Genomic DNA, 17,558 nt, shown 5'->3' on the forward strand with positions numbered 1-17,558 from the left:
AAGACGCGGTTTATACCCGCGCGTTGCCGCCAGCGTCAATTCGGGGTTGATAAGCTGCGACCAATAGCAGGTGTTCGCTATGCCTGACACGTAGCGCGCCAAGAGGCATAACCACATGACGACCCTTGACGTCGTCAGACGCAGTACCGCCTGGCAAACAACGGACTGTGGGAGGCGGCTTGCCGGCGATCTGCCGGGAAACGGCAGCAAAATATGCCTATGCGATGCGTCAGGTGTAAACAGAAGCCACCCTCACACCTTCAACGCCATCTCCAGAAACTCCATCAGCGCCTGCACCCTGGCGCTGCGTTGCTTGCGCACGGGCACCAGCAGGTTGATCGGCGCGCTGGTCAGTTGCCAATCGGCAAGCACCTGCACCAGTGCGCCGCTGGCGATGGCATCGCTGACGTCCCACTGCGAGCGCAGCACAATACCCAGCCCTTGCTCGGCCCAGCGGCGGGCGACAGAGCCGTCGTTGCTGAGCAGCACAGGCTCGATGCGCAGGGTCTTTTTTGACGCACCCTTGCTCATGTGCCAGAGGGTCACGTCTTCATCGTTTTCCCGAATGCAGATGCAACGATGAGTCGCCAGTTCGTCGGGCGACACAGGCATGCCGTGTTGCTCCAGATACGCCGGGCTGGCGCACAGCCAGCGGTTATTGTGGGCCAGCGTGCGGGCGATCCACAGGCTGTCGTTGAGGCTGCCGATGTGGATGACCGCATCGCTGTCGTGTCGATCCGGCCATGGCGTTTCACGCAGATCAAGGTGCAGGCGCAACTGCGGGTGCAGTCTGGCAAAGCGTGCAAGCAGCGGCGCAATGCGCTGGCGACCATAGCCGAAGGGCGCAGCAAGCCTTAACGTGCCAACCAGACGCTCGTCACGCTGTTTGAACGACTCGGGCAGCGCTTCCAGTTGCTCCAGCAGGTGTGCACTTTCCCGGGCGAAGCGCTCCCCCTCGGCGGTCAGGCTCAAACGCCGGGCGTCTCGATTGGCCAGGGTAATGCCCAGTTGCGCCTCCAGTTTGCGCAGCCGCATCGACAGCGCTGGTGGCGACACGTTGAGAAGCCGGGCCGCAGCACTGAGTGACTCACAGCGCGACAGCGTCACGGCCAGACGTAAATCTTCGATCGCGATCATTCAGCTCAGCTTAAGGATTGATGACGACCTATTGAACCACAGCTTCATTATCAAACAGTAGAGTGGACACGTACCCAGCCACGCGAGCACCGCTCATGCCTGCCTCCTTGACACCCGTCGTACCGCCGCTCCTCGATACACCCGTCGCGCTGATCGATGTACCCCGCATGCAGCGCAACATCCAGCGCATGCAGCAACGCATGAACGATCTCGGCGTGCGCTTGCGTCCGCACGTCAAGACCAGCAAATCCCTGCCGGTCATCCAGGCGCAACTGGCCGCCGGGGCCCGTGGTGTCACGGTATCGACGCTTAAAGAAGCCGAGCACTGTTTTGCCAACGGCATCGACGACGTGCTCTACGCGGTCGCCATGGCGCCCGGCAAACTGAATCAGGCACTGGCCCTGCGCCGCAAGGGTTGCCGCCTGAGCATCCTGACGGACAGTGTCGTCGCCGCGCAGGCCATCGTTGCGTTTGGTCAGGCACATGACGCGCCATTCGAGGTATGGATCGAGATCGACTGCGACGGCCACCGATCCGGCCTGTTGGTTGATGACAACGCGCTACTGGAGGTGGCGCGATTACTGACAGAAGGCGGCATGCAACTGCGTGGCGTGATGACCCATGCAGGCTCCAGCTACGATCTGGATACACCTGATGCGCTTCAGGCAATGGCCGAACAGGAACGCCTGCTGTGCGTCACGGCTGCCGAACGCATCCGCGAGGCCGGGCTGCCCTGCCCCGAGGTCAGCATCGGCTCAACGCCCACCGCCTTGTCGGCGCAAAGCCTGAAAGGTGTGACCGAAGTCCGGGCCGGGGTCTATGTGTTCTTCGACCTGGTGATGCATAACATTGGCGTCTGCACTGCCGACGAACTGGCGTTGAGCGTGCTGACCACGGTCATCGGCCATCAGCAGGACAAGGGCTGGATCATCATCGACGCAGGCTGGATGGCGATGAGCCGTGATCGAGGCACGCAGCGCCAGCGGCAGGACTTTGGCTACGGCCAGGTCTGTACCGAAACCGGCGAATGGATTGAAGGTGCAAGCGTCACCGGTGCCAATCAAGAGCACGGCATCATCACCCTGGCGGCCGAGGACAGTAGCGATATCACGGCTCGCTTTGCGATTGGCAGCCGCTTGCGCATCCTGCCGAACCATGCCTGCGCCACCGGCGCGCAATTCCCTGACTATCACGCGCTGGATGCCAAGGGCAACGTGCACACCTGGAGTCGTCTGCATGGCTGGTGATATCGAACGGATCCACACGCCCGACGCTGCAGCGCCAGGCGGGCACTATTCCCAGGCCGTGCGGCATCAAGGTGTGCTGCATGTCTCGGGGCAGTTGCCAGTGCGCGCCGATGGCAGCCACAGCGTTGATGAACCCTTCGAGGTGCAGGCGGCCATTGCGCTGGACAACCTGCTGGCCATTCTCGCCGCCGCCGGGTGCCGCGCCGAGGACCTGATCAAGGTCACGGTCTATGTGGCAGGGATCCAGCACTGGCCCGCCTTCGACCGCCTCTACGCCAGGTATCTGGGCGACCATCGCCCGGCCCGCGCCGTCGTCCCGGTACCCGAATTGCATCATGGCTACCTGATCGAGATCGAAGCGCAGGCACGTAGCGCGTCGTGACGTCTCAACTACAGACCTTCAAGGACATTCCATGAGCGCAGTCTCAGATTCCACCTATCACTACCGCGCCGCAACTGCGGCGGACATGCCCGCTGCCCATGCACTGTCAGTGCATCTGAAATGGCCGCATCGCGAAGAAGACTGGGCCATGGTGCAGCGTACTTCACAGGGTTTCGTGGCCGAGCAGGCCGGGCAACTGGTCGGTGTGGCGTTCACGTGCAATCAAGGCGACTGGTCGTCCATCGGCCTGGTGATCGTTGGCGATTCGCACCAGGGCAAAGGCATCGGACGTCGCCTGATGCAACTGTGCCTGGACGCCACAGCACCACGCACGCCGATGCTCAATGCGACAGAAGCCGGCGCGCCGCTTTACCAGAGCATGGGTTTCGTCGATTACGCCCGCATCCAGCAACATCAAGGCGTGCCGCAGTTACCCGAGCAACTGCCGCTGGCTGCCGGTTCTGCACTGCGAACGCTGGGCTCAGCCGACCATCCAGCGCTGATCAGGCTGGCCAATGAAGGCAGTGGGCTGGATCGCACGGCCGTGCTGACAGACCTGTTGCGGGATGCCGAACACGCCGTTGGTATCGAAGTGGAGGATCAGTTACAAGGCGTCGCCCTGCTGCGCCGCTTCGGTCGCGGTCACATCATCGGCCCGGTGGTTGCACGGGACCAGGCGCAGGCGCGTCAACTGATCTCTTGCTTGCTGCACCTGATCCCCGACGCCTTCGTGCGCTTCGACATTCTGTCCGACAGCGGGCTGGCACCCTGGCTGGAAAGTCTGGGGCTGGCGTGTGTCGATCGAGCGCCGCGCATGGTCCTCGGCGCGCCACCGCCGGTCAGCGACACGGTCCGGCAGTTCACGCTGGTCACCCAGGCTATCGGCTGACGAGCTTCGGTTTATCGGCGAAAACAGCTCCATGCGCTTAGCGGCCCGCATACAGCAGATTATTCTTCGCAGCCTTCAAGATCGGCGCTTTTTATTGCGATCGCTTTGTTAGCGTATTGATATGAAACGGATTGAACTTGCCGTCGTTCCTCTATCGCTCCAGGGAGCCCGCTGGATGACCACACATTCTTCGAACAGCCATCGCGTCGATCCACAGACGACGCAGCAGTTTTACATCGATGGCCACTGGTGCTCTCCAGTCGAGCCCGCCACCCTGCCGGTGATCAATCCAGCCACGGAAGAAGTCGTCGCGCACGTTGCAAGCGGCACGGCGGCGGATGTGGACCGGGCAGTGGCAGCGGCGCGAGCGGCCTTCCCTGCCTGGTCTGCGACCACGCCCCAGGCGCGCGCCGACGTGATTGGCCGTATCCATGCACTGATTATCGAGCGCAAGGAAGACCTGGCGCAGGCACTGTCACTGGAGATGGGTGCCTCCATCACCTCGGCGCGGGCGATGCAGGTGCCGCTGGCTGCCGAACACGTTCGGGTTGCGCGGGATCTGTTGGCCACGTATGCATTCCAGACCGTCGAAGGCAGCACCGCCATCCAGCGGGAACCCATCGGCGTCTGCGGTCTTATCACACCGTGGAACTGGCCGCTGTATCAAATCACCGCCAAGGTCGCACCGGCCATTGCCGCAGGTTGTACCGTGGTGCTCAAGCCCAGCGAACTGTCGCCTCTGAGCGCACTGCTGTTCGCGCAACTGGTGCACGATGCCGGTTTGCCTGCCGGAGTGTTTAACCTCGTGAACGGCAGCGGCCCGGAGGTCGGTGGCGCGATGGCCGCGCACCCTGACATCGACATGATTTCCATCACCGGCTCCAATCGCGCAGGTGCTCTGGTTGCGCAGGCGGCCGCGCCGACCGTCAAGCGCGTCACGCAGGAACTGGGCGGTAAATCCCCCAACATCCTGTTGCCCGACGCTGACTTCGCCAAGGCCGTGCCGCCTGGCGTCATGGCGGCGTTCCGTAACGTCGGTCAGTCGTGCAGCGCACCGACGCGCATGATCGTGCCGAGGAACCGTCTGGCAGAAGTCGAGGCGCTGGCCATCGAAACCGCCAACGCGATCATCGTGGGCGATCCGCAGTCGGAACACAGTGTGCTGGGCCCGATTGCCAACCAGGCCCAGTTTCATCGCGTGCAGGCGATGATCGAAGCGGGCATGGGGGAAGGCGCAAAACTGATCTGTGGCGGACCGGGACGTGTCGAGGGTTTTGATAAGGGCTTTTATGCGCGCCCGACCGTGTTCTCTGAAGTCGACTCCTCGATGCGCATTGCTCAGGAAGAAATCTTCGGCCCGGTGCTTTGCCTGATTGCTTACGACACCGTGGACGAGGCCGTGGCCATCGCCAATGACACGGTTTACGGGCTGGGGGCTCATGTACAAAGCCAGGACCTGCAGCAGGCCCGAGCCGTGGCCTCTCGCATCCGCGCCGGGCAAGTGCTTCTCAACTACCCGGCCTGGAACCCCATGGCACCCTTTGGCGGCTACAAGCGCTCCGGCAACGGCCGCGAGTATGGCGTGCAGGGCTTTGAGGAATATCTGGAGACCAAGGCGATCGTGGGGTTCGGGGAGCAGTAACGACGCCGCGCTATGGCGCAGCAAACTCGTGGGAGCGGACTCGTCCGCGAATACTGTATTTCAGTCGCTGAATATTTGTCGGATGTACCGGCCTTTGGCCTTTTCGCGGACAAACGGAACGCCGCCCGGTCCGCTCCACAAGAAGCTTCATCTCCAGGTGTGTACGTGTTTTTTGATGAACACATCGACGCGATCTAAAACCCAAAAAAATGCCAGGCACATGGCCTGGCATTGATACCTGCGACAGCAGCCGTCAGAACGGCAGCTTCATGCCCGGCGGCAGTTGCATGCCAGCGGTCATGGAAGCAGTCTTTTCCTGGCTCGCCTGTTCGATCTTGCGAACCGCGTCGTTAACCGCGGCGGCGATCAGGTCTTCCAGCACTTCCTTGTCTTCCTGCATCAGGCTGTCATCCAGGTTGATGCGCTTGACGTCATGACGACCGGTCATGACCACGCTCACCAGGCCTGCGCCCGATTGGCCGGTCACTTCCGCGTTGGCCAGTTCTTCCTGCATCTTGGCCATTTTTTCCTGCATTTGCTGGGCCTGCTTCATCAGGCCAGCCATGCCACCTTTCATCATGGGATATCTCCTCGAATATGGATGGTTCGTTTGCGCAGCGCATGAAGCGCCGTGCCGTCAGTTATTGAGTCTGCGCTGCCGGAGCGTCCACAGGCTTGATCGTATCCTCTCGAATCATCGCACCAAACTGTTGCAGCATCTGCTGGATGAACGGATCGGCATGAATCGAAGCCTCGGCCTGGCGCTGGCGCTCGGCACGCAGACGCGATGCGGCCTGGGCAGGGGTTTCCTGCTCGGGCTTGATCAGCTCGATAGACAGATTGATCGTGCGTCCCAGGAACTGGTTCAACGCATCGTTCAGACGACGTTGCTGAGTCGCGTTGAACAGCGCGCTGTGCGCCGGGTCCAGGTGCAGCAACCAGTGATCGCCCTCCTTGCCCATCAGCGTGCAGTTGGCAGCGATACTGCCGGTCATGCCCGAGATGGGCAAGCCGGGAAACATCTCCAGCCATTCCAGTGCAAGGCCCGTGGCAGGCATCGCCGCCAGGGTCGGCTCGGGCTCGACCGGTTCGGCTTCACTGACGCTCTCGTGCGCCAGCTCATCCAGATAACTATAGGAGGCCGGATCGATGTCGACATCCGGCTCGACGTAGTCGTCGTCCGGCGGCGGCTCATCGTCGCGGTCCATGGGCGCTGAAAGATAAGCAGCGTCCGGTATGGCTTCGAGCATGGCAGGTGTGATCGCCTGCTCGGCAACCGGCTGGGGTTCCTCCGGGGCCTGCTCTTGTGCCTGTTGCTCCTCGATCTGCGGCGCGTCCGGCACAGGGCTGGCCGGTGCAGGCGTGGGCATGGGCGTGAGGTCAGGTTGTTCGCCCAGGGTTTCCAGGACGGGTTCGGCGACCGGCTCGCCAGGCTGCGCTGCGGGTTCAGGCGTCGCCTCGGCAACAGGCGCTTTAGGCTCGTTCCACGGCAGGTCGATGTCTTCGGCAGGCGTCGGCTGTTCAGGTGCAGGCTCTACAGGGGCAGCCTTGAGCGGTTCTGGCGCGGGTACCGTCGCTTCAAAAGCCGGATCAGGCGCGGCCATCACAGGCGGTCGGGCAGCCACCGATGCAACAGGTGTCGCATCGGCCACTGCCTTGCGGGAATCAACCGTGGCCTGGCTGATCCCCACTGGCTTTAGCGGCTGCCTCGGCGCGTCCTCACTGTCGGCAGGACGGAACGCCAGCATGCGCAGCAGCACCATCTCGAAACCGCCACGCGGGTCCGGGGCCAAGGGTAGATCACGCCGACCGATCAGACCCATCTGGTAATAGAACTGCACGTCTTCGGCTGGCAGCGCTTGCGCCAGGGCGAGCACACGGTCACGGTCGCCATGACCGTTGTCGACGCCTTCGGGCAATGCCTGGGCGATCGCCACGCGGTGCAGCACGTTGAGAATTTCCGACAGCACGCCGTTCCAGTCAGGCCCCTGCTCGGCCAGATGCCGCACGGCTTCGAGCACGCCACGGGCATCGCCTTCCAGCAGCGCCGTCAGCACATCGAACACCTGACCATGGTCCAGCGTGCCGAGCATGGCGCGCACATCGGCGGCCATGACCTTGCCTTCACCGAAGGCAATCGCCTGATCGGTCAGGCTCATGGCATCGCGCATCGAGCCATCCGCAGCGCGCCCCAACAGCCAAAGCGCGTCGTCTTCGAACGGGACATTCTCGACACCCAGCACATGGGTCAGGTGCTCGACCACACGCTCCGGCGTCATGTTTTTCAGGGAAAACTGCAGGCAGCGCGACAGGATGGTCGCCGGCAGCTTCTGCGGATCGGTCGTTGCCAGGATGAATTTGACGTAGGGCGGCGGCTCTTCAAGCGTCTTGAGCAAGGCGTTGAACGAGTGGCTGGACAGCATGTGCACTTCGTCGATCAGGTAGACCTTGAAGCGCCCGCGACTCGGCGCGTACTGCACGTTGTCCAGCAGTTCGCGGGTGTCTTCGACCTTGGTGCGGCTGGCGGCGTCGATCTCGATCAGGTCCACAAAACGACCTTCATCGATCTCCCTGCACACCGAACAGGTGCCGCAGGGCGTCGAGGTAATGCCGGTTTCGCAGTTCAGGCACTTGGCGATGATGCGCGCGATGGTGGTCTTGCCGACACCGCGTGTACCGGTGAACAGATAGGCGTGATGCAGGCGCTGGCTGTCCAGCGCGTTGATCAGGGCCTTGAGCACATGTGTCTGGCCGACCATTTCGCGGAACGAGCGCGGACGCCATTTACGTGCAAGAACCTGATAACTCATTGAAAACCGTCGCGACTGGTAAGCGGAAGACCGCCAATGCTAGCCGAGCAGGGACAAAATTGCATCCGGTGTCCTGTTTATTGTGGTGTGAAGAACGAATTCGCCGCTTCCTGAAAAAGTTTTCATCCCGGAATGCTGTTTGCGCTGTAGCAATACCGTCATATTGCATCGATACGCTCGCCTGAAATCTTTGGTAACACTTAATTCAGACAGGTATTCGCCATGACCGACAGACCCGACGACCCCACGACCAACCCCAGCCGTCGTCGCTTTCTGGGCGGCATGGCAGCACTGGGCGCAGGCGTAACCCTCAGCAGTTACGTGACCGCCGGCGAGAAGCCGCCCGTTCCAGCCGAAAAGCCCCTCACCGGCACGGCACTGGACAAGGCCCTGCGCGATAACGTCAAAACGGTGGTGGTGATCTATGCGGAAAACCGCAGCTTCAACAACCTGTTCGGCGATTTTCCCGGTGTTGAAAAACCCCTGTCAGCGCTCAAGCCTGCCGACTATCAGCAACGCGACCGCGATGGCAGCCTGCTGAGCACCTTGCCACCCGCCTGGGGTGGCGTGCTACAGGTCGGGCCGCAGAGCGTTGATGGCGTGACCTACCCGGCCGGCGTGCAGTTTCAGGAAAACCTCCCCAATGCGCCCTTCCCGCTCAAAGGGCCGAACAAGGAAGACCTGCCGCTGAGCCTGGTCACCCGTGACCTGTGGCACGTGTTCTATCAGAACCAGATGCAGATCAACGAAGGCAAGAATGATCGTTTCGTGGCCTGGGCCGACTCGGGCGGCCTGACCATGGGCAACTACGCGCAGACTCAATACTCGCTGCGGCTGTGGGACGTGGCGAAGGAATTCGTGCTGTGTGACAACTTCTTTCAGGGCGCTTTCGGGGGGTCTTTTCTCAATCACCAGTACCTGATTTCGGCGACTGCGCCGATCTATCCCGACGCCGCCAACTCGCCCGCCAAATCGCAGATCGCGACGCTGCAGAGTGACAATCCGCAAGACCCGCGCTTAAAACCACTGGAAAAGTCGCCCGCCAGCGCCATGGAAGGGCCGCCACAGTTCGGCCCCAGCGCCATTACTCCGGACGGTTTCGCCGTCAACACCCTGGCCCCGCCGTATTGGCCGACCTGGCTGCGCGACCCGCAGAATCCTGATTATTCCAAGCCGGATCTGGCCAACGTACTGGTGCCGCAGAGCCACGAGCACATTGGTGACAAACTGTCGAAAAAAGACATCGACTGGGCGTGGTACGCGGGTGCCTGGCAAGTCACGCTGGACGAGTTCAAGGATTCCACCGGAATCCCGAAAATCCCCAACTTTCAGTACCATCACCAGCCGTTCAACTACTTCGCGCAGCAAGGCCCGCAGAACCCGGCCGAACGCAAGCGCAGGCTGCGTGACGGCGGGCTGGGTGATGAGTCGACCACCAACCGTTTTCTGGCTGATGCCGAGGCCGGCAAGCTGCCTGCAGTCACGTTCTATAAACCCCAGGGCAACCTGAACATGCACGCCGGTTATGCCGACGTCGCGTCGGGTGATCGGCACATCGACCGCGTGGTCAAGGTGCTGCGCAACAGCCCGCAGTGGGAGAACATGGTGATCGTGATCACCGTCGACGAAAACGGCGGCTGGTGGGACCACGTTGCGCCGCCCAAGGGCGACCGCTTCGGCCCCGGCACCCGCGTTCCGGCGCTGGTCATCTCGCCGTTCGCCCGCAAAGGCACGGTTGACCATACGGTCTACGACACTGCCTCTATCCTGCGCCTGATCACCCGCCTGCATGGCCTGGAAAAACTCGACGGTCTCAAGCGCCGCGATGACGCCATGATCGCCCGCGGACAGCAGCCCATGGGCGACCTGACCAACGCCTTGCAGTTCACGACCCACCACAAGGCCTGACGCCAGTGTCAGGCTTGAGCGTCTTGCGCCTCCAGCGCGGTCCGTTGCGACGCTCTGGAGGGCGGCAAGGACGCCACATACACCGTGCGGGACGGAAAGGCGAAGCGCACATCCATGTCGGCGAACGCCTCCATGATGTCCAGGTTGATCGCCTGCTGCACGTCCATGTAAACGTTATAACTGGGGTCGAGCACGATATAGACCGTCTCGAACTCCAGTGACGTTTCGCCAAAGCTACGGAAGTGCGAGCGGTCGAACCGGGCGTTTTTCTGGCTGCGAATAATCTCTTCGACTTTCTTCGGGACTTCGCGCACCTGATCTGCCGAGCAGTCATAGGTCAGCCTGAAATCGAAGACGATGCGACGCTCCTCCAACCGTTTGTAGTTCTGAATGGTGCTGCCGATCATGTCGGCATTGGCCATGACGATCTGCTCGCCGCCCAGACTGCGGATGCGCGTGGTCTTGAGGCCGACATGCTCGACCGTCCCGGACAGCGCGCCCACCACAATGAAATCACCGATCTCGAACGGCTTGTCCACGGCGATGGATAGCGAGGCAAATACGTCGCCGAGAATGTTCTGCACCGCCAGCGCCACGGCGATACCCCCTACGCCTAGACTCGCGACGAAGGCCGTGATGTTCACCCCGACATTGGACAGCATTGCCATCAGCACCGTGGCCCACAGCAGCACTTTCGCGCCCCACAGGCTCAAGGTCGCCAAGGCACTGCCCTGAAACGTGCTGGTGGTGCTATGACGGGCGAAATAGCGGTACAACGCCAGCGCTATCGCACGGTTCGCCCAGAGCCCGACCTGCAAGGCCGCGACCACGAACCACAGGCTGCTGACTCGCCCGAGCCAGCGCTCCGGCAGATCAAGCATGCCGACCCCGATCAATAACGAGGCCAGCAATAACAGCGTGTTGCTGGTGCCGGACAGCACTTCTACAGCGATGTAACTCACGTGCGCATTGGGCGCGGACGAGCGGGTGCGGATTTTTCGCATCACAAACCCGATAGCCCCACGAACCAGGACGAAGCTCAGCGTCGAGGCGACGATGGCCAGAATCCAGTTCGCCAGCGAAATACCCAGAAATTGTGAGTCTGTGAAAAAGAGGATGATGTCATGTTCCATTTGGCCCCCGGCTGCATGGCTGCGAGACGCCTGACCGAAAAGCCTTTGACACCCGCAGCGACTTGATATGCCCCTTGCCGTAACACGGTTTCAAGCGACGCGTAGGGTTTTAGGTGACCTGAAGCCTTGAGCGTTCAGATTAATTTGCCGATTGAGCGGAATCGACGAAACATTCAGGGATAAGGCTTTTGTAGAGAAAGGATTCTGGAGGTTGATTCTGGAGGTTATTGCTGCGTCGAGGACCGACAGAGGAGTCGTTAAGGTGGTGCCCCCACCAGCCACACCCCGGCACACAATGTTCCCGCTGTGGCTGCTTCCTTCCGGATCTGACCAGGTTCACGGGTAATCGTTGCGGGGGGACCGATGGGGTCACCATAACGACGCTCACCAGTTGGCGAGCCGCGCCATTGTACCGGTCTGGAGCGAGTTTACAACCTCCGGCCCGGATAAAAATTTCGATCAGGCTCAAGCACTTGTGTGACGGGGGCTGGAGCGTTACGCGCCTTTGCCGCAGATGGCCGGGAACGCTGGAATCAGAGCCGAAGCCTCCTGTAACCTGCCTCCCCTACCCACAATCAGCCGACAGGTTGCTCATGCAGACTCGATTGGTCAGCTACGAAGAACTCACCCCCACTCAATGCAAGCTGCTCGAAACGCTCGAGATCGCACCGGAACAGATTCAGTTCTCGGGCGATATTCATACGGCGCTCAATACCCTGCTGGTCAATCCCAACGCCAATATTGCGGGTTTCGTGCTGCTGATCGACGAGATACCCAAGGGCTTTTTCATGCTCAAGCGCGGGGACTGCCTGCCGCACTGGGCATCGGAGGACGCGACCGCAACCTTGCATGCGTTACAGATCGATCGTCGCGAACAGGGCAAGGGATTGGGCAAGGCGTGCTTGAAAGCGCTGCCAGCCGCGCTTGGGTTGAAGTGGCCGGACATTGACCAGCTGATGCTGTCAGTGGATGCGGACAATGCAGCCGCTATCGGTCTGTATGTGGGTCAAGGCTGGATAGACACCGGCGAAGCCTATCGCGGACGGATAGGCTTCGAACGGCGGCTGGTATTGAAGCTTCAGGATAAAAGCAGCTACAGCAGCTAAGCCCAACGGATACGGGAGGCAACGTGTCGGCGCAGATGCCCGGCCAGTCAATCCTGCATCGCCGGCAAGCCGCATCCCGTCAAAGCTCCATACCCCCCTGAACAAGAGGCTTTTTTGGAGCAGAGCAGACTGTGGGAGCGGACTTGTCCGCGAAAAGGCTGTTACAGCCCATGAAGATCCAGCGGCTGAGCGGCTGCATTCGCGGACAGGCGGAACGCCACCCGATCCGCTCCCAAGGCACAGTGTTTCGCCAGAAGGTCTACTGCGCCTGCAATACCTCATCCGCCTTGCCACCGGCATCCTGAATCACCAGATGAATGAAGTGCAGCTTGGCGATGACTGCAGGCGGCAGCACGAACGGATAGAAGTCCGGCTGCCCCATGCTGCGTGACAGCTCATTGAGCATGCTGGCCAGTTCGATCCAGGCATTGACGAACGACAGGAACGCCGGGCCGCCTGGATGTTGCGGATCGAACAGCGTCTCCAGCGGGAACGGCTGGTAGTCCAGTTCCATGTCGCGAGCACTCATGCCGAAGCCCAGCGCGGTATCGACCGCATCCATCATGTGCAGGTAATGCGCCCAGGTCTCGGCCCAGTCTTCCCATGGGTGCATGGTGGCATAGGCGCTGACGAAGCTTTCTTGCCAGTTGTCCGGCGCACCGTTTTTATAGTGGTGATCCAGCGCGTCGGCATAGCTGGCCCGCTCGTCACCAAACAAGTTGCGATAGCTTTCCTGCCAATACGTATTGGCGATCAACCTGTCCCAGTAGTAATGCCCGACTTCATGGCGGAAGTGACCGAGCAATGTGCGATAGGGTTCGTGCATCTTTACCCGGATCGCTTCACGGTGTGCGTCGTCGGCTTCTTCGATGTTCAGCGTGATCAGTCCGTTGGCGTGACCGGTGGTCGGCAGGTTGCCTTCCAGATCCACGCCGACAAAGTCGAACGCCAGCCCGGTGTCTTCATCGACTGTCTTGGGGATGACCTTAAGACCCAGGGATATCAACTGCGCGACCAGACGGCGCTTGGCCGTCTCGACCTTGCGCCAGCGCTCGCCGTTTTCCGGGATCGACAGGTCAGGAATGGTCCGGTTCAGGCTGCACGCGACGCAGAACTCACCCGCGTTGTGCTCAGGAAACAGCCAGTTGCAGGCCGCTGGCGTGTCGAGGTTGGCACAACGCCGATAGACCCCTGCGCCGGGCTCATCGCTCAGGCGCCAGGTAGTGGGATCAGGCCCTGGCTCCAATGCCGCAATACGCCCCTGCTCAGGCAGATAACCCAGCGCTGCCGAGCAAGCCAGGCATTGGGTATTGGGGAAAAACACCGACTGGCCGCACTGACACTGCCAGAATTTACTGTTGCGTTTGGTTTCACCGACGAAGGGCGCGGTGATACGTGAACTTAATTGCTCGAAAAAGCGATACATGGCGATCTCCCGTGGGCCTTGCATGGACTAGATCATGCCGAAGCTTCAGGGGTTCAAAATATTATCGGCCCCACTGAATCAAGGCGAAAAACGGCGGCTTTGCGGGCCAAAAGGGTGCTTGGGGGTACTCGCCGTTGCACACGTCCTACTGGATAACAGAAGAACGAATGAACTGCACCCCGTGGGAGCGGACTTGTCCGCGAAAGCCACGGTTCAGACGCCTCTATTTCAGCGGATGTACTGGCCTCTTCGTGAGCAAGCGCACTCCCACTGCGTGAACGGCGCCGCCGCTATCGTCGGCAAGCCGCCTCCCACCACCTGGCTATCAGTCCACCGCCACACCCAGTTCGCTCAGACGCAACAGCAGCGCATCTTCATCCAGCACCGTCAGGCCCAGTTCATTGGCTTTGGTCAGCTTGGAGCCCGCACCCGGCCCTGCGACCACAGTATGGGTCTTGGCCGAGACGGAGCCTGAGACCTTGGCACCCAGGCTTTCAAGTTTTTCCTTGGCGACCTCGCGACTCATGCGCTCCAGGGTTCCGGTCAGCACCCAGGTCTGCCCGGCCAGCGGCAGGCCTTCGACGATCTTTTTCTCGCTGCGCCAGTGCATGCCGAAGTCCTTGAGTTGCGCTTCGATAGCCCGCGCACGCTCGGCGTTGGCGGTGTCATCGAAGAAATCACGCACCGCCTTGGCCTGCTTCTCCGGCAACGCCTGACGCATGTCCAGCCAGTCTGCGCCAATCACCGCCTCCAGCGTGCCGAACTTGTCGGCCAGCTTCTGCGCGGCACCCGGACCGACCGAGGGCACGTGCAGTTTGTCGATCAGACTTTCAAGCGTGGTACTGGCCGCGAACTCGGCACCCAGCTCACCCTGATCCTGCAATTGCAGACCGCACTCGCCCAACAGTGCGTCGATCACATGACGGTTATGCTCATCCTCGAAGAAGCTGTGAATCTCATGAGCGACTTCCAGGCCGATGTCCGGCAGGTACGTCAGCACTTCAGGCAAGGCCTGCTTGACGCGATCCAGGGACGCCAGCGAACGCCCCAGCACCTTGGCCGTCTCCTCACCGACATCCGGAATACCCAGCGCGTAGATGAAACGTGACAGCGTTGGCTGACGACTGTCGGCAATCGCCTTGAGCAGCTTTTCGCTGGAGATTTTGGCAAAACCTTCCAGGTCGATGATCTGATCGTATTCGAGTGTGTACAGGTCGGCAGGCGAGCCAATCAGCTTTTCGTCCACCAGTTGCTCGATGGTCTTGTCGCCCAGGCCTTCGATGTCCATGGCGCGACGCGACACGTAATGGATGATCGCCTGCTTGAGCTGTGCGCCACAGGCCAGGCGACCCACGCAACGGTACACCGCGCCTTCGCTGACGGTTGCCTTGCCCTTGCTGCGCTTGATCAGCTGCGTCGGCTCGACATGCGAGCCACACACCGGACAGGTTTTCGGCACCTCGACTGGCCGGGCGTCCTCAGGACGACGCTCCAAGACCACTCGTACGACCTGCGGGATGACATCCCCGGCACGGCGAATGATCACGGTGTCGCCGATCATCAGGCCCAGGCGTGCCACTTCGTCCATGTTATGCAGGGTCGCATTGGCGACCGTGACGCCCGCCACCTTGACCGGCTTCAAGCGCGCAACCGGCGTCACCGCGCCGGTGCGCCCCACCTGAAACTCCACATCCAGCAACTCGGTCAGCTCTTCCATGGCCGGGAATTTATGGGCAATTGCCCAGCGCGGCTCGCGGGCCCGGAAACCCAGTTCACGCTGATCGGCCAGGCGATTGACCTTGAACACCACGCCATCGATCTCGTAGCTCAGCGACAACCGCCGCTCGCCAATGTCACGGTAATAGGCCAGACACGCTTCGATGCCGTCCGCCAGCTTCAGCTCGTGACTGACCGGCATGCCCCATGCCTTGAGCTGATTGAGCACGTCCACGTGGGTGTCCGCCACCTCAGCAGAAAGCTGGCCCAGGCCGTAGCAGCAGAACTCCAGCGGACGGTTGGCGGTGATCTTCGAATCCAGCTGGCGCAGGCTGCCAGCCGCCGCGTTACGCGGGTTGGCGAAGGTCTTGCCGCCCACTTCCAGCTGGCTGGCGTTAAGCCGCTCGAAACCGGCCTTGGACATGAACACTTCACCGCGCACTTCCAGCACCTCAGGCCAGCCGGTGCCATGCAGCTTGAGCGGAATGTTGCGCACCGTGCGCACGTTGACGCTGATGTCTTCACCCGTCGCCCCATCACCCCGCGTCGCGCCACGCACCAGCGCGCCGTCGCGGTACAACAGGCTGACCGCCAGACCGTCGAGCTTGGGCTCGCAACTGTACTGAACCTTGCGACTGCCTTCCGGCAGATCCAGGCCTTCGGTCACCCGACGGTCGAACTCATGCATGTCGTTTTCTTCGAACGCGTTACCCAGGCTGAGCATCGGCACTTCATGACGTACCTGGGTAAACGCCGACAAGGCCGCGCTGCCGACCCGCTGGGTGGGCGAATCGGGCGTGACCAGATGCGGGTTCTCGGCTTCCAGCGCCTTGAGTTCGTGGAACAGGCGGTCGTATTCGACATCGGGAATGCTGGGTTCATCCAGAACGTGGTAGCGGTAGTTGTGCTGATCCAGCTCTGCGCGCAGTTCCAGGATTCGGGTTTCGACGGCCTTCATAGGGTGTTCTCTCAAAAAGCAAAAGAGCAGCCTGGGCTGCTCGATTGGATGGTTCTGTTGTACCGGTATTCAGCCCTTCTGGAACGCAGTGGATGCGATTCAATCAGGGCCGACACAGCAAAGGCTCAGCCGCGACGCTGAGTCAATGCACGACGCTCGAATTCAACGATGCGCTGGCGATAGTGCTCGATGGTCTGTGCGGTCATCACGCTACGTTGATCATCCTTCAGCTCACCGTCCAGTTCGTGCGCCAGCTTGCGGGCCGCCGCGACCATGACGTCGAATGCCTGCTTGGGATGACGCGGACCCGGCAGACCGAGGAAGAAGCTCACGGCGCGGGTACTGAAATGGTCGATGTCGTCCAGATCGAAGACGCCCGGCTTGACCGCGTTGGCCATGGAGAACAGCACTTCGCCGTTGCCTGCCATGCTTTCGTGACGGTGGAAGATGTCCATTTCGCCGAAACGCAGGCCGCTTTCCAGAATGTTCTGCAACAACGCAGGACCCTTGAACCCGCCTTCGCTGCGCGAGATCACGCTGATGACCAGCACTTCCTCGACCGGAGGCAGGTCCTTGTCTTCGGTGATGGTCTGGGTGGGCTTGTCGTCCGGGAAATCGTCGTCGCGGCCTGTGAACAGGCTTGGTCCATCCATGTCCAGGTTCAGGTCGCCCTGATGCGGCTCGCCCTTGCGCTTCTTGTCGCTGTTGCTGCGTTTGCTCTCACGCGGGTTTTCACGCGCGTTGTCTCGCGGGCTGGCGCTCATCGACGGCAGGTCGTGTTCGTCCAGCTGTGGTTCCTTGTGAGTATCCAGTACACGTGGCGGCCCCAGCACTTCGGCGGAGGTGGTTTCCTCGTCGTCCGGAAGGTTGGAGAAGCTGCGGTCCAGCCTGAATTTCAATTTCCCCTTGCCGCCGCGCATACGGCGCCAGCCATCGAAGAGAATACCGGCAATGACTATTATGCCGATGACGATCAGCCACTCGCGCAGACCGATTTCCATGTAATCCAGTGCCTCTAATGAAGAATTCTGAAAATAAGGGCCTAAACCCCTTTAATACGTGGTGCCAAGTCTATGTTCTGACTGGCATTTTGCCCACGCGAAAATAAAAAGTGGTCACTAAACTAGCACGACCAAAGGTAACTTTACACCGTCTGTAACACCTCTTTGGCGCACAAATTGATATCTACCGCACGGACCTCACA

General features: G+C 61.1%; 13 protein-coding genes and 1 other RNA gene. 6 read left to right on the plus strand and 8 right to left on the minus strand.

Translation table 11 applies throughout. From position 1 onward, the window contains the following. Window positions 1–252: 252 nt before the first annotated feature. On the minus strand, window positions 253–1,137 hold the full coding sequence (locus tag H8S56_RS21240; protein WP_024694490.1) for a LysR family transcriptional regulator: 885 nt from the start codon (window positions 1,135–1,137) through the stop codon (window positions 253–255). A 95-nt stretch (window positions 1,138–1,232) separates the two neighbouring features. Between H8S56_RS21240 and H8S56_RS21245 the strand changes: the two genes are divergently transcribed. From H8S56_RS21245 to H8S56_RS21260, 4 genes are all read left to right on the plus strand, one after another. Beyond that, window positions 1,233–2,384: a DSD1 family PLP-dependent enzyme gene (locus H8S56_RS21245; RefSeq protein ID WP_187519683.1), complete on the plus strand. Its 1,152-nt coding sequence runs from the start codon at window positions 1,233–1,235 to the stop codon at window positions 2,382–2,384. Next, window positions 2,374–2,766 (plus strand): RidA family protein, encoded by a 393-nt coding sequence (locus tag H8S56_RS21250; RefSeq protein ID WP_024694492.1) that lies wholly within the window; start codon window positions 2,374–2,376, stop codon window positions 2,764–2,766. The genes H8S56_RS21245 and H8S56_RS21250 overlap by 11 nt, the downstream gene beginning before the upstream one ends. Before the next feature lie 31 nt (window positions 2,767–2,797). After that, a complete protein-coding gene (locus H8S56_RS21255; RefSeq protein WP_187519684.1) occupies window positions 2,798–3,655 on the plus strand; it encodes a GNAT family N-acetyltransferase in 858 nt (285 codons plus the stop codon). 175 nt (window positions 3,656–3,830) lie between these two features. Then, window positions 3,831–5,297, plus strand: a complete 1,467-nt coding sequence (locus H8S56_RS21260; protein WP_187519685.1) for an aldehyde dehydrogenase family protein — start codon at window positions 3,831–3,833, stop codon at window positions 5,295–5,297. 253 nt (window positions 5,298–5,550) lie between these two features. Here H8S56_RS21260 and H8S56_RS21265 read toward each other — a convergent pair whose 3' ends face one another. Continuing rightward, window positions 5,551–5,877: a YbaB/EbfC family nucleoid-associated protein gene (locus tag H8S56_RS21265; protein ID WP_004886053.1), complete on the minus strand. Its 327-nt coding sequence runs from the start codon at window positions 5,875–5,877 to the stop codon at window positions 5,551–5,553. A gap of 61 nt (window positions 5,878–5,938) precedes the next feature. Beyond that, a complete protein-coding gene (gene dnaX, locus H8S56_RS21270) occupies window positions 5,939–8,107 on the minus strand; it encodes a DNA polymerase III subunit gamma/tau (RefSeq protein ID WP_187519686.1) in 2,169 nt (722 codons plus the stop codon). 222 nt (window positions 8,108–8,329) lie between these two features. Between dnaX and acpA the strand changes: the two genes are divergently transcribed. After that, window positions 8,330–10,015 (plus strand): acid phosphatase, encoded by a 1,686-nt coding sequence (gene acpA / locus H8S56_RS21275; protein WP_187519687.1) that lies wholly within the window; start codon window positions 8,330–8,332, stop codon window positions 10,013–10,015. Between the two features lie 8 nt (window positions 10,016–10,023). Here the strand turns inward: acpA and H8S56_RS21280 are convergent, their stop codons facing one another. Both H8S56_RS21280 and ffs read right to left on the minus strand, forming a co-directional pair. Then, on the minus strand, window positions 10,024–11,148 hold the full coding sequence (locus tag H8S56_RS21280; RefSeq protein ID WP_187519688.1) for a mechanosensitive ion channel family protein: 1,125 nt from the start codon (window positions 11,146–11,148) through the stop codon (window positions 10,024–10,026). 269 nt (window positions 11,149–11,417) lie between these two features. Beyond that, window positions 11,418–11,514: signal recognition particle sRNA small type (gene ffs / locus H8S56_RS21285), an RNA gene on the minus strand. Between the two features lie 227 nt (window positions 11,515–11,741). Here ffs and H8S56_RS21290 point away from each other — a divergent pair. Beyond that, window positions 11,742–12,254 (plus strand): GNAT family N-acetyltransferase, encoded by a 513-nt coding sequence (locus H8S56_RS21290; protein WP_187519689.1) that lies wholly within the window; start codon window positions 11,742–11,744, stop codon window positions 12,252–12,254. A 259-nt stretch (window positions 12,255–12,513) separates the two neighbouring features. Here the strand turns inward: H8S56_RS21290 and H8S56_RS21295 are convergent, their stop codons facing one another. The 3 genes from H8S56_RS21295 to zipA form a co-directional block, all read right to left on the minus strand. Then, window positions 12,514–13,680, minus strand: a complete 1,167-nt coding sequence (locus tag H8S56_RS21295) for a zinc-binding metallopeptidase family protein (protein ID WP_187519690.1) — start codon at window positions 13,678–13,680, stop codon at window positions 12,514–12,516. A gap of 325 nt (window positions 13,681–14,005) precedes the next feature. After that, the gene (gene ligA, locus H8S56_RS21300) at window positions 14,006–16,354 is read right to left on the minus strand and encodes an NAD-dependent DNA ligase LigA (RefSeq protein ID WP_187519691.1); all 2,349 of its coding nucleotides are present in this window, start codon (window positions 16,352–16,354) and stop codon (window positions 14,006–14,008) included. A gap of 125 nt (window positions 16,355–16,479) precedes the next feature. Next, window positions 16,480–17,355, minus strand: a complete 876-nt coding sequence (gene zipA, locus H8S56_RS21305; RefSeq protein ID WP_187519692.1) for a cell division protein ZipA — start codon at window positions 17,353–17,355, stop codon at window positions 16,480–16,482. Window positions 17,356–17,558 lie beyond the last annotated feature (203 nt).

It is taken from the genome of Pseudomonas triticifolii (genome assembly GCF_014358015.1).
GTDB lineage: Bacteria > Pseudomonadota > Gammaproteobacteria > Pseudomonadales > Pseudomonadaceae > Aquipseudomonas > Aquipseudomonas triticifolii.